The sequence below is a fragment of the Curtobacterium sp. 1544 genome, assembly GCF_040544915.1.
GTDB lineage: Bacteria > Actinomycetota > Actinomycetes > Actinomycetales > Microbacteriaceae > Curtobacterium > Curtobacterium pusillum_C.
In genome coordinates, this window is sequence record NZ_JBEPKX010000022.1 from 1 (window position 1) to 12,752 (window position 12,752).

General features: G+C 71.9%; 10 protein-coding genes. 4 read left to right on the plus strand and 6 right to left on the minus strand.

Features of this window, described 5'->3' with window-relative positions; translation table 11 throughout:
• Nucleotides 1-136: 136 nt before the first annotated feature.
• Nucleotides 137-2,539, minus strand: coding sequence for a phosphoenolpyruvate synthase (ppsA, locus tag ABIC61_RS12855; RefSeq protein ID WP_354030218.1), 2,403 nt, complete (start codon nt 2,537-2,539; stop codon nt 137-139).
• 134 nt (nt 2,540-2,673) lie between these two features.
• On the opposite strand from ppsA, the gene ABIC61_RS12860 reads away from it, so the two are divergent.
• From ABIC61_RS12860 to ABIC61_RS12875, 4 genes are all read left to right on the plus strand, one after another.
• On the plus strand, nt 2,674-4,122 hold the full coding sequence (locus ABIC61_RS12860; protein ID WP_354030219.1) for a helix-turn-helix domain-containing protein: 1,449 nt from the start codon (nt 2,674-2,676) through the stop codon (nt 4,120-4,122).
• Between the two features lie 115 nt (nt 4,123-4,237).
• Entirely contained in the window at nt 4,238-5,587 is a 1,350-nt protein-coding gene (locus ABIC61_RS12865; RefSeq protein WP_354030220.1) for a phosphoenolpyruvate carboxykinase domain-containing protein, read from the plus strand.
• Nucleotides 5,584-7,074 (plus strand): glyceraldehyde-3-phosphate dehydrogenase, encoded by a 1,491-nt coding sequence (locus ABIC61_RS12870; RefSeq protein ID WP_354030221.1) that lies wholly within the window; start codon nt 5,584-5,586, stop codon nt 7,072-7,074. Before ABIC61_RS12865 ends, ABIC61_RS12870 begins: the two co-directional genes overlap by 4 nt.
• A 162-nt stretch (nt 7,075-7,236) precedes the next feature.
• Complete coding sequence (locus ABIC61_RS12875) at nt 7,237-8,817, plus strand: Na+/H+ antiporter (RefSeq protein ID WP_354030222.1); 1,581 nt, start codon at nt 7,237-7,239, stop codon at nt 8,815-8,817.
• A 123-nt stretch (nt 8,818-8,940) separates the two neighbouring features.
• Here ABIC61_RS12875 and ABIC61_RS12880 read toward each other — a convergent pair whose 3' ends face one another.
• The 5 genes from ABIC61_RS12880 to ABIC61_RS12900 all read right to left on the minus strand — a co-directional run bounded on the left by ABIC61_RS12880 (nt 8,941) and on the right by ABIC61_RS12900 (nt 12,748).
• Nucleotides 8,941-9,984, minus strand: coding sequence for a DMT family transporter (locus tag ABIC61_RS12880; protein WP_354030223.1), 1,044 nt, complete (start codon nt 9,982-9,984; stop codon nt 8,941-8,943).
• Nucleotides 9,981-10,328: an ArsR/SmtB family transcription factor gene (locus ABIC61_RS12885; RefSeq protein WP_354030224.1), complete on the minus strand. Its 348-nt coding sequence runs from the start codon at nt 10,326-10,328 to the stop codon at nt 9,981-9,983. Before ABIC61_RS12885 ends, ABIC61_RS12880 begins: the two co-directional genes overlap by 4 nt.
• Nucleotides 10,329-10,405: 77 nt before the next feature.
• The gene (locus tag ABIC61_RS12890) at nt 10,406-10,942 is read right to left on the minus strand and encodes a DoxX family protein (RefSeq protein ID WP_354030225.1); all 537 of its coding nucleotides are present in this window, start codon (nt 10,940-10,942) and stop codon (nt 10,406-10,408) included.
• 148 nt (nt 10,943-11,090) lie between these two features.
• Entirely contained in the window at nt 11,091-12,266 is a 1,176-nt protein-coding gene (locus ABIC61_RS12895; RefSeq protein WP_144750030.1) for a flagellar hook protein FlgE, read from the minus strand.
• 38 nt (nt 12,267-12,304) lie between these two features.
• Nucleotides 12,305-12,748: a flagellar hook assembly protein FlgD gene (locus ABIC61_RS12900; RefSeq protein WP_144750032.1), complete on the minus strand. Its 444-nt coding sequence runs from the start codon at nt 12,746-12,748 to the stop codon at nt 12,305-12,307.
• Nucleotides 12,749-12,752 lie beyond the last annotated feature (4 nt).

The window sequence follows — 12,752 nt, forward strand, 5'->3', positions numbered from 1 at the left end:
TGTTTCCTCGATTGGTCGCGCGGGATACCGTCACCCTAGGATTGTGGTCCTGTGTTGGCGCTCTACCCCCCCCCCGCCCCGCCGGGGGGGGGGGGGGCGGCCCCCCCCCGCGCCTCCAGTCCGGGGTGTGGTCGCGTCAGACCGCCGACGCGAGCCGCTGCCAGGTGCTCACGACCGTGTCGGGGTTGAGCGACATCGACGTGACCCCGCGGGCGCGGAGGTGGTCCGCGAGGTCCGGGTGGTCGCTCGGACCCTGCCCGCAGATGCCGACGGACGCCCCGCGGGCGCGGCAGGCGTCGATCGCCATGTCGATGAGCCGGAGCACGGCCGGGTTCCGTTCGTCGAACGACTCGGCGACGAGGGCGGAGTCGCGGTCCACGCCGAGGGTGAGCTGCGTGAGGTCGTTCGACCCGATCGAGAAGCCGTCGACGTGGTCGAGGAACCGGTCGGCGTCGAGGGCGTTCGCGGGGATCTCGCACATCATGACGACCCGCAGACCGTGGCGGCCGCGCTCGAGACCGTGCTCCGCCATCAGGGCCACGACGGCCTGGGCTTCGTCGACGGTGCGGACGAAGGGGATCATGATGCGGACGTTCGTGAAGCCCATGACCTCCCGGACGGTGCGGATCGCCTCGCACTCGAGGGCGAACGCCTGCGCGAACTCCTCGGACAGGTAGCGGGAGGCGCCGCGGAACCCGATCATCGGGTTCTCCTCGACCGGCTCGTACCGGGCGCCGCCGAGCAGGCCCGCGTACTCGTTCGACTTGAAGTCGGACAGCCGGACCACGACGGGCTTCGGGTCGAACGCCGCTGCGAGGGTCGCGACGCCCTCGGCCAGGCGCTTGACGAAGAAGTCCCGGGGCGAGCCGTAGGCGGCGATCCGGTCCTCGATCTGCTCGCGGACGTCGGTCGGCTGGTCGGCAAGTCGGAGCAGGGCGTTCGGGTGCACGCCGATCTGCCGGCCGACCACGAACTCCATGCGGGCGAGGCCGACGCCGGCGTTCGGGAGCGCGGCGAACGAGAACGCCTGCGCCGGGTTCCCGACGTTCAGCATCAGGTCGACGTCGAGCTCCGGCAGGTCGTGGACCTCGATGCGCTCGGTCTCGACGTCGAGGACCCCGTCGTGGACGACGCCGGTCTCCCCCTCGGCGCAGCTCACCGTCACGGGGTCGCCGTCGTGCAGGGTGCTCGTGGCGGTCCCGGTGCCGACGACCGCGGGGATGCCGAGCTCCCGCGCGATGATCGCCGCGTGGCAGGTCCGGCCCCCGCGGTTCGTCACGATCGCCGATGCCCGCTGCATGATCGGCTCCCAGTCCGGGTCGGTCATGTCCGCCACGAGGACGTCGCCACGGCGGAAGTCGTGCATCTCGTCGACGCTCGCCAGGACCCGGACCGTCCCGGATCCGATGCGCTGGCCGATCGCGCGTCCCTCGAGCCGCGGCGGCGTGCTGGGCTGCACGACCAGACAGTGCCGTTCGATCACGGACGCGGAGGCACGCGACGCGACCGTCTCCGGGCGGGCCTGCAGGACGTACAGGCGACCGTCGAGTCCGTCCTTGCCCCACTCGACGTCCATCGGGCGTCCGTAGTGCTGCTCGATCACGACGGCGATGCGTGCGAGCTCGGTGACCTCGTCGTCGCGCAACGAGAAGTGCCGGCGCTCGGCGGCGCTCGTCTCCACGAAGGCGGTCGTGCGGCCGACGGTGGGGTCGTCGGTGAACACCATCCGCTGGGCCTTCGAGCCGAGCACCCGGCCGAGGATCGCGGGACGGCCCGCGGCCAGCGTGGGCTTCGACACGGTGAACTCGTCCGGGTTCACGGCGCCCGACACGACGCCCTCGCCGAGGCCGTGGGCACTCGTGACGAAGACCGCGCGGTCGAAGCCGGACTCCGTGTCGAGCGTGAACAGCACCCCCGCGGACGCCAGGTCCGACCGGACCATCCGCTGCACGCCGACCGAGATCGCGACCTCGTCGTGCACGAACCCGTGGTGCACCCGGTAGGCGATCGCTCGGTCGGTGTACATCGAGGCGAACACCCGGCGGACGGCGTCGAGCACGTGCTCGATCCCCCGGATGTTCAGGTACGTGTCCTGCTGCCCGGCGAAGGACGCGTCGGGCAGGTCCTCCGCGGTCGCGGAGGACCGGACGGCGAACGAGGCTTCGTCGGGTGCCTCGGCGGTGAGCCGTGCGAAGCCCTCCCGGACGGCCTGCTCGAGTCCGCGCTCGAGGGGTGTCGACAGCACACGGCGACGGATCTCCGCCCCCGCGGCGGCGAGGGCGGCCGTGTCCTCGACGTCGAGCGCGAGGAGCGTGGCGCTGATCCAGGACGTCAGACCGGTGTGCTCCATGTGGCGGCGGAACGCGGTCGCGGTCGTGGCGAAGCCGTTCGGCACGCGGACGCCGAGGCCCGACAGGGAGCGGAGCATCTCGCCGAGCGAGGCGTTCTTGCCGCCGACGGACGCGAGGTCCTCCAGGCCGACGGCGTCGAGGGGCAGGACGTCCGGCACCAGGGCCGTCCGTTCGTCGATGATCGTCATCAGTTCGCCTTTCGTCGTTGAACCGCCGGGATCGTGTCCCGGCTGGGCGTGTCACCCACCGTGCGGGGTCGGCGAACGCTTCGACCCGACGAACATCCTCGAAATCCGCCGGATTTTCGGATACGGTCCGTTCCATGCAGGTCGACGACGACAACGCACGCATCCTCGGGGCGCGCATCCGGCACTTCCGGACCCGCGCCGGCTGGACCCTCACCGCGCTCGCGGCCGAGCTCCGGACCACCGCGAGCACCCTGTCCCTGATCGAGAACGGCAAGCGGCCGGTCCGCGCAGCGGAGCTGCCGGGCCTGGCGTCGGCGCTCCGCGTCGAGGTCCTCGACCTGCTGCAGGCGGAGGCTCCCGACCCGCGGTCCGCGCTCGAACTGGAGCTGCAACGGTTGCAGGGTGGGCCGCAGTACGCGGCGCTGGGCGTGCCTCCCGTCCGGGTCTCGAAGTCCCTGCCGCAGGACGCGCTAGCGGCCCTGGTCCGCACCCTGCAGGAACTCGACCGGAAGGCCCGCGAGGCGTCCGCGACGCCGGAGGAGGCGCGACGGGCGAACACCGAGCTCCGCGACCGGATGCGCGCGCGGAACAACGCCATCCCGGAGATCGACGCCCTGGCCGAGGAGGTCGTCGGCGCCGTCGGCCACGAGGTCGGGGCGCTCACACACCGCGAGGTCAGCCGGATGGCGGAGCACCTCGGGTTCACCCTGCTCTACGTCGACGACCTGCCGCACTCCACACGGAGCATCACCGACCTGGCGAACGGGCGGATCTACCTGCCGCCCGCCTCGATCCCGGGCGGACACGGCCTGCGGTCGATGGCGCTGCAGGCGATGGCGCACCGGCTGCTCGGGCACCAGCCGCCCTCGTCGTACGCCGAGTTCCTGCAGCAGCGGCTCGAGATCAACTACTTCGCCGCGGCGTGCCTCATGCCCCGGAAGCAGGCGGTCGGGTTCCTCACCGAGGCGAAGGCGTCGCGGGACCTCGCCGTCGAGGACTTCCGCGACGCGTTCGGCGTCACCCACGAGTCAGCGGCGTTGCGGATGACGAACCTGCTCACCGAGCACCTCGGCGTCCGGGTGCACTTCCTGCGGGTCGGCGAGGACGGTGCGATCTACAAGGCGTACGAGAACGACGACCTGCCGCTGCCTGCCGACGTCACCGGTGCGGTCGAGGGGCAGGTGGTCTGCCGGAAGTGGGTCGCACGGTGGGCCGGGGACCGAAGCGCCCGGACGTCCGAGGCGCACCAGTACACCGACACCACCGCGGGGACCTACTGGTCGTCCACGCAGACCGGCTCCGGACCGGAGGGTGCGTTCAGCATCACGTTCGGCGTGCGGTTCGACGACGCGAAGTGGTTCCGCGGTCGCGAGACCACCGAGCGCCAGGTGTCGACGTGCCCGGACGAGTCGTGCTGCCGTCGACCGCCGGCACCGCTGGCGTCCCGCTGGTCGGACGCGGCGTGGCCGAGCGCGCGGATGCACACCCGCGTGCTGGCGTCGCTGCCGTCGGGGCGGTTCCCCGGGGTGGACGACACCGAGGTGTTCGAGTTCCTCGAGCGGCACACGGGGGATGCTGCGTGACGCATTCGGGTTTTCCCGAATCTCGGTCTTTTTCGAGGCTCGTTCCTTCGTCGGTGCCGGTCCGCTGGACGGAGGGTGGTGGCACACCAGCACGGATCTCGACGAGGAGGCCACCATGCCCCGGACCGCTCAGCACCGCCACACGTTCCCACCAGCGGGGGTCCTGCCCCTGCCCGAGGTGCCGGACGGCGCGCGGAACCACGACCTCGCCCACGCCGGGACGGCGCAGTGGGTGGCGCGGACGGCACTGCTGACCCGGGCCGACGAGGTCGTCTGGGTGGACGGGTCGGACGAGCAGTGGCGGGAGCTCGTGACGCGGTTCACGATGGACGCCGACGTGGTGCGGCTCGACCCGGGGGCGCGGCCGAGGAGCCTGCTCGTGCGGTCGCCGGAACGCGTCGGGCGCACTGCTGTCACGGACCGGACTGCAGCCGGCGTCGTCGAGCGCGTCGCTGAGTCGATGCGCGGTCGGACGATGTACGTCGTGCCCTTCCTGCTCGGTGATCCGGACGCGCCCGACGTCCTCGGCGTGCACGTCACCGACTCCCCCGCGAGCGTGGCCGTGCTCCGAGCCCTCACCACCGTCGGGGTCGACGCACTCGACGCGATGGGCCCGGAGGCCGACGTCGTGCGCACGGTGCACACGAGCCTCCGCAGTCCGCGTGACACCCGTCCGACCGGTCGCACGGTGCTGCTGGACGAGCGCGCGGGAGTGCGCACCGTGTGGCTCGTCGGCGGTGACGACGGTGCCGGTGTCGTCGAGGCACTCCGGGCGCACACGGACGACCGCGCCGTCGAGGTCACGCTCCTGCGCGTGCACGGGTCCCACGGCACGACCACTGTGGCCGTCACCGGTCGCACGGCGGTCCGTCTCGACCACACGACCCCCGGCGGCCAGCACGTCGAGCTCCTCGCCGCCGGCCCGGTGCTCGTCCGCCCCGGATCCGACGGCGTCGTCGCCCGAGCGCTGACCGACGGCACGGTCGTCCCCGTGGCCGGCCTCTCACCGAGGTCGATCCTGGCAGCCGACGTCGAGCGGGACGCGGTGTTCGTCGACACCGCACTCGACGAGGACGGCGACGTGTGGTGGCCCGGCAGCGAGGACGACCGGGCGCTGCACCTGATCGACCGGCACGGCCACTACCTACCCCGCGGGGGCGACCCCGCCGCTGCCGGGGCCCCGGACGCGACCGTCGCCGTCCGACTGCACGGCACGACTGCTCGTGCTGCCGTCCGCTCGCGCGGCATCACCGTCGACGCGTTCGTCGTCACCGACCCTGCCGGTGCCGCGGACGTCGACACGCTCGCGGCACTCGTCGGGACCGCGATGCCCCTCAGCACGACCGCGTGGGGCGGTCCGGCGGAGATCGCCACCGCCCTCGACGACCTGTCCGGCACGACCGGGACCGCGGTCGCGGCCCCGGCCGCGACAGTGGCGCCTGCGCGACGGGAGGTCGCCGCGTGAGCGTCTTCGCCGACTGGATCGAGGAGGAGTCCCTCGCCGAGGCCTCGATCCCGATCGTGGGCAGCCTGTACCGCCGGCAGAACGTCGTCACCACGATCCACGGCCGACGACTCGTGGGGTTGTCGGCGAACCAGGTGCTCAAGGCGCACCGGTTCGCCCGACACCTCGACGGCACCGAACTGCACCCGTCCGAGACGTTCCCGGTCCTGCGTGCCCTGGCCACGCTCGACCTGGGGCCGGCGGTCGTCGACGTCGCGGCGCTGCTCCGCCGCCACCGCGAGCTGTTGGCAGGGGACTCCGCTCCCAGCGACCTCGGCACGTTCCTCCGCACCGAGCTCGCCGACGTCGTCGGCCACGGGTCGGAGGCGCTCGCACCGACCGACGTCGTCCTCTACGGCTTCGGTCGCATCGGACGGCTCGTCACCCGGATCCTGCTCGCCCGCGCCGGCGGGGCGAGCGGTCTGCGACTCCGCGCCGTCGTCCTCCGCCCCGGCGGCCCGGGCGACCTGGCGAAGCGCGCGAGCCTGCTCCGACGCGACTCCATCCACGGCCCGTTCGACGGCACGATCACCGTCGACGAGACCGCGCAGACCATCACGGCGAACGGCACCGTCATCCAGGTGATCCGCGCGGAGGCGCCGGACCGCGTCGACTACCGGGTGCACGGGATCGAGGATGCCGTCGTCGTCGACTCGACCGGTAGCTGGCGGGACCGGGCGGGCCTCGAACGGCACCTCGCGGCACCGGGTGCCGGGCGGGTCCTGCTGACGACCGCGGCGAAGGGCGACGTCCCGAACATCGTGCACGGGGTGAACGACGCCGAGATCGCCGACGAGCGGATCCTCGCCGCGGCCAGTTGCACGACGAACGCGGTGACACCGATCCTCGCTGCCCTGCACGAGCGGTACGGGGTCCGGCACGGCCACGTCGAGACCGTGCACGCGTTCACGAACGACCAGAACCTCACCGACAACCACCACCGCGCCGACCGCCGGGGCCGTGCCGCGACGCTCAACATGGTGCTCACCGAGACCGGTGCGGCGAAGGCCGTCGGCGCGGCGTACCCGGAGCTCGCCGGACGCCTGACCGGCAACGCCATCCGCGTCCCGGTGTCGAACGGGTCGCTCGCCGTCCTGTCCCTGCAGCTCGACGGTGCGCCCGACCGCGACGAGCTGAACGCGTTCCTGCGCGACGTGTCCCTCGTGTCGTCGCTCCGGCGACAGGTCGACTACGTCGAGTCACCGGAGTTCGCGTCCACCGACGTGCTCGGCTCCCGCAAGGCCGGGGTGGTCGACGGCCTGGCGACCATCGCGGACGGCGACGGTTCGGCGGTGGTCTACGTCTGGTACGACAACGAGCACGGGTACTCGCGGCAGGTGGTCCGCGTGCTCGAGTCCATGACCGGCGTCCGCCTGCCCGCGTTCCCCCGGGACCGGGTGGACGCCGATGGCCGGTCGATCGCGCCGCTCGCAGTGGCCGAGCGGTAGCTCCCGACCGGGCCGGGGTGCCGGCCGTCCGGCCGAGCAGAGCGGCCCGACCGGGCCGATCCGGGGCCGTGTCCGCGCAGGGGTGTGGGGACACGGCCCCGTTGCCGTGCGCTGTCAGCACCCACCGCGTTGACTGGGGTGTCGGTCGAACGAGGAGTGCGTGTGCTGGGACCTGAACTGGTGGTGGTGCTCGGCCTCGCCATCGCCCTGACGGCCGGCATCGCCGACCGCATCCGGGTGGCCCCGCCGGTGCTCCTGCTCGTGATCGGTGCCGGGCTCGCGTTCGTCCCGGAGTTCGCGGACGTCGAGCTCCCCGCGGACGCCGTCCTGCTGCTGTTCCTTCCCGCGCTGCTCTACTGGGAGAGCCTCACCACCTCGCTCCGGGAGATCCGCAAGAACCTCCGCGGCATCGTCCTGATGGGCACCCTCCTCGTCGTGGTCACCGCTGGCGCGGTCGCGGTCCTGCTGCACCTGCTCGGCATACCGTGGGGACCCGCCTGGGTCCTCGGCGCCGCCGTCGCCCCGACCGACGCCACCGCGGTCGGCGTCCTCACCAAGATGCTGCCGCGTCGGAACGTCACGGTGCTCCGCGCCGAGAGCCTGGTGAACGACGGCACCACCCTGGTGGTCTACGGGATCGCGGTCGCCGTCACCGTCGGCACGCAGGAGCTCACGTTCTGGGGCGTGTCCGGGATGCTCGCGCTGTCGTACCTCGGCGGTGTCGCCGCCGGACTCGCCGCCGCGTGGGTCGGCACCCTCGTCCTGCGCCGCGTCGACACCGTCGTCCTCGAGAACCTCGTGACGCTGCTCGTGCCGTTCGGCGCGTTCCTGGCCGCCGAGGCGATCGGCGCCTCTGGCGTGCTCGCCGTGGTGGCCGCCGGCATCGTCGTCAGCCAGGTCGGACCGAAGCTCGACCGTGCCGAGACCCGGCAGCAGGTCCGGGCGTTCTGGTCGTTCCTGACCTTCCTGCTCAACGGCGCCCTGTTCGTCCTGGTCGGCATCGAGGCGATGGTCGCCGCACGTGCCCTGGATCCCTCCGAACTCCTCCGTGCCGCCGGGGTGATCGCCGCGGTGGCGGTGCTCCTCGTCCTCGTGCGCTTCGCCTTCCTGAACGCCGCCGGCGGCACCGTCTGGCTCGTCACCCGGCGTACCGGCGGCGCACCCCGCGAGGGCCACCGCGACCGCCTCGTCAGCGGCTTCGCCGGGTTCCGCGGTGCGGTGTCGCTCGCCATGGCCGTCGCCGTCCCGCGCATGCTGGAGTCCGGCGATGCGTTCCCGGACCGAGACCTCATCGTCTTCGTCACCGCCGGGGTCGTCGTCGTCACCATCGTCGGCCAGGCGCTCGTGCTCCCCGCCGTCCTGCGCCGCGCTGCCCTTCCCGAGGACGAATCCGTCGGCGAGGAACGCCGCTACGCCGAGCGCACCGCGATCGAGGAGGCCCTCGACGCCCTCCCCCGGCTCGCCCGCTCGACGGGAGCCGACCGCGCCACCGTCGACCGCGTGCGCAAGGACTACGAGGCCCACCTCGATGTCATCCAGGCGCGCGAGGAGGACGACGACGACCACCCCGCCCTGCAGCGGCACGACACCGCGGTCGCCCTCGAGCTGGCGCTCGTGCAGCACAAGGCCGCGACGCTCCTGCGGCTCCGCGACGCGGACGAGATCGACGACCTGGTGCTCCGGCAGGTGCGTGCGGGCTACGACGCGGAGGAGGCGCGCCTGAGCGGCGCGACCCCGGCCTGACGAGCGCCCTGGAGGCGCGGCTCCAGCCCGCCCCGCGCGTTCAGTGAGCAGGAATGGTCGGGTTCGACGACCCCACTCGACCATTTCTGCTCAGTGGACGCACGGCACACGGGCGCTCACGCGTCAGTGCATGTGCCGGTGGTGGGCGTCCGGGTAGTGCTCGTGCGTGTGGGTGATCCGCTCGTGGTGGTGTTCGTGCCGGTGCCAGGTGCCGGCGGGGACGGGTTCGTCGTGGTCGTGCTGGTGGTGTTCGTCGTGGGTGTGCCAGTGGTCGTGCGTCATCGGCTCGTGGGTGTGCTCGTGCTCGTGCCGTTCGGTCAGGTGCAGCCACACGCCGATCGCCATCAGGACGCCGGCGACCAGGAACGGCCAGGTGACCCGGTCGCCGAACGCGAAGGCGAGGACCGCACCGAAGAACGGGGCGATCGAGTAGTACGCGCCGGCGCGGGCGGTGCCGACGTGCCGCATCGCCACGATGAACAGCGCGAGGCTGACCCCGTACGCGAAGAACCCGACGACGAGCGCTCCGAACACTGCGGGCCATGCCGGCAACGTCGCACCGAGTGCGAACGCGAGGACGAGGTTCACGGGCCCGGCGACGACGCCCTTGACCGCGGCGAGCCAGGTCGCGTCGGTCAACGCGACCTTCCGGGTCAGGTTGTTGTCCAGCCCCCAGCACAGGCACGCGCCGAGGATCGCCAACGCCGGCCAGGGCGAGCCGAGGTTCGCCCCGGACGGCACGCTCAACACCACCGCGCCGACCACGATCGCGACCATCCCGAGGGCGATCCGACGGTCGGAGTTCTCCCGGAACACGAACCACGCGAGTGCCGCGGTGAACACCCCTTCCGCGTTCAGGAGCAGCGATGCCCCGGACGCCGGCATGTTCGCAAGTCCGAGCATCAGCAACACTGGACCAGCGACACCGCCGGCGGCGATCGCCCCCGCGAGGGGCACGACATCGGCCCGGGCCAGCCGCACGCGGGGTGCCCGGCGGCCGACACGCAGCAGCGTCAGGCCGAGACCAGACCCGCAGTACAGCAGCCCGGCGAGCATCCAGGGGCTCGCGTCCCCGAGCAGGAGCTTCGCGAAGGGGGTCCCGGCGCCGAAGAGCACGGCGGAGAGCAGTGCCGCCTGCACGCCGCGGTTCCGGAGCGCCGCCGTCACGAGCGGTGGTGCGACGCAGCGCCGACGACGTGCTCGGCCTGTTTCACCGCGTCGATCACGAGCTCCGAGGCGTGCTCGTCGGTGAGCCGGTAGAACACCGTCGTGCCGTCGCGCCGCGTGGACACCATCCGGGCGAGCCGCAGCTTCGCGAGGTGCTGCGAGACCGCCGCCGGGCTCTTGTCGACGACGTCCGCCAGGTGGTTCACGGACATCTCCTCGGCGCTCCGCAGCGCGAGGATGATCCGCACGCGCGTCGCGTCCGCGAGCATCGCGAAGACCTCGACCGCGAGTTCGACGTACTCCGACTCCGGATCGAGTCCGCATGGCTGCTTGTCTACCTGCACACGCAGATACTAACGCAAGGAACGGGCGGACGGGAGGCACGGTGCCCGCTGGCACCGTGCCTCCCGTCCGCCTCGTCCTACGATTCGTTCGCCGCGCCGTCGGACGCGAGCGCCTTGCGTCGCTGCGCGACCTGGACCGCGATCGCGACCGGCACGGCCGCGAGGGCGAGACCGCGCAGCCACGGGCGGTCGAACGCGTGCCGCGTCGCGTGGTCGAGCGAGACCGGCCCCGGGCCGCCGAGTGCGAACATCGCCGCGGAGAACCCGAGGAACGCCGGGAACTCGAAGCCGCCGTCGGCGTTGAAGAACCCGTTCGGGGTGTGCACGCTCGACGCCACGCCCATGGTCGTCGCGGCTCCGGCGCCCGCGATCGGGGTGGCCAGGCCGAGCGCCAGGGCCGCGCCGGAGCCGGCTTCCCCGATGCCCGCGAGCACGGCGTTCCGACGCGCGGGGCGGAACCCCATCGCGTCCATGCCCTTCGCGGTGCCCTCGATGCCGCCGCCGCCGAACGCGCCGAAGAGCTTCTGGGAGCCGTGCGACACGAGGACGGCTCCGAGTGCGATGCGGAGCAGGGTCTTGGCGGTGACGGATGCGGTGGTGGTGCGCGAGCTCATGCGGTCCTCCGAGGGTCGGTGTGCCGCCGACGGTACGCCGCGCCGTGCCGCATGCCCGCGACCGTCCGTCCAGTGAGCAGAAATGGTCGAGTCGGATCACCCGACTCGACCATTTCTGCTCACTGAACGCGCAGCGAACGCGCCCCACCTACCGCTTCAGGTTCGTCAGCTCCTGCAGCACCTCGTCCGAGGTCGTGATGATGCGCGCGTTCGCCTGGAAGCCGCGCTGTGCCACGATCAGGTTCGTGAACTCCTGCGACAGGTCGACGTTCGACATCTCGAGCGTGCCCGACGCGAGCTGGCCGACACCGGGCGACCCCGGAGCGCCGACCGACGCGTTGCCGGAGTTCGCGGTGGCACGGTAGCCCGAAGCGCCGGTCTTCTCCAGGCCGGCCGGGTTCGCGAACGTCGCGAGGGCGATGCGGCCGATGGCGAGCGACGCGCCGTTCGAGAAGCTGCCGACGACCGTGCCGTCCTTCGAGATCGAGTAGCCCTGCAGGGAGCCGGCCTCGTGGCCGTTCTGCGACGCGATCGACGCGGTGTTGAGCGACGCGAAGCCGGTGAGCTGGCGCATGTCGACGGTGATGCCCCCGACCGCGAGCGTCCCGCCGCTGGTGAGCGCGCCGTTCGCACCGAAGGCGATCGACGAGGTCGCCTGCGTGCCCTGACCGTCGGTCGCCGTGACGTCCCACCCGGTCGTGGTGCGCTTGTAGGCGATCGACATGGTGTGCTTCGCGCCGGACGCGTCGTACACGGTCGCGTCACGGGTGATCACCGTGTCGACGGCGGTCTCGGACGGCAGGTTGCCGGTGACGCCGGCGGTGGTGGTGCGGACCGCGGGGGCGGCGGCGTCGAGCGGCAGGACGATGTCCGACAGCGCACCGTTCTCGTTGACGACGCCGTTCGTGGCCGGGTAGCCCTGGACGATCTTGCCGTCGGCGGTGACGAGGCGGCCGTCGGCGTCGAAGTCGAACGCTCCGGCGCGCGTGTAGACGGTGTCGTTGCCGAGGCGGGTGACGAAGAAGCCGTCGCCCGAGATCATCAGGTCGGTGGCCTTGCCGGTGGCCTGCGCGGAGCCCTGGGCGAAGTTCGTGGAGACGCCGGCGACCTGCACACCGAGGCCGATCTGCGCCGGGTTCGTGCCACCGATGCCGGTCTGCGGTCCACCGGCACCCTGGGTCATCTGCGACAGGGTGTCCTGGAAGACCGTCGACGACGACTTGAAGCCGACCGTGTTGACGTTGGCGATGTTGTTGCCCGTGACGTCCAGCATCTGCTGGTGCGAACGGAGGCCGGAGATCCCGGAGTAGAGCGAGCGGAGCATGGTGCGTCCTTTCGGAGAACGAGGAAGAAGAAGAGGGGTCAGGAAGCCGGAGCGGTGGTCGTGATGCCGGAGATCACGTCGAGTGCGACCTCCTTGCCGTTCACGGTGACCGTGGGCACGCTGTTCGCGTACGACACGGCCGAGGCGGTCCCGGTGACGGACGTGCCCGTCGCGGCGTCGGTGTAGCTGACCTGCTTCCCGACGAGGTTGGCGGCGGCGATCCGCATCTGGAGCGAGAAGTTCTCGTTCGCCGTCGTGGTCTGGTTCGTGATCTGCTCCATCATCGCGAGTTGCGTCTGCTGGCTGATCATCTGGTTCGTGTCCATCGGCGAGGACGGGTCCTGGTTCTGCAGCTGCGTGACGAGCAGCTTCATGAACACCTCGGAGTCCATCGTCTGCGACTTCTTCGAGGAGGCGTTCGCGGCGAGGGCCGCAGCCTGCGCGGCCTGGTCCACGCTGCCGGTGATGCCGTCGATCGGCATGGTC

Coding starts and splice junctions, on each gene's coding strand:
- ppsA (WP_354030218.1), bottom strand. CDS start 2,539: ATGACGATCATCGACGAACGGACGGCCCTGGTGCCGGACGTCCTGCCC.
- ABIC61_RS12860 (WP_354030219.1), top strand. CDS start 2,674: ATGCAGGTCGACGACGACAACGCACGCATCCTCGGGGCGCGCATCCGG.
- ABIC61_RS12865 (WP_354030220.1), top strand. CDS start 4,238: ATGCCCCGGACCGCTCAGCACCGCCACACGTTCCCACCAGCGGGGGTC.
- ABIC61_RS12890 (WP_354030225.1), bottom strand. CDS start 10,942: ATGAGCTCGCGCACCACCACCGCATCCGTCACCGCCAAGACCCTGCTC.
- ABIC61_RS12895 (WP_144750030.1), bottom strand. CDS start 12,266: ATGCTCCGCTCGCTCTACTCCGGGATCTCCGGCCTCCGTTCGCACCAG.
- ABIC61_RS12900 (WP_144750032.1), bottom strand. CDS start 12,748: ATGCCGATCGACGGCATCACCGGCAGCGTGGACCAGGCCGCGCAGGCT.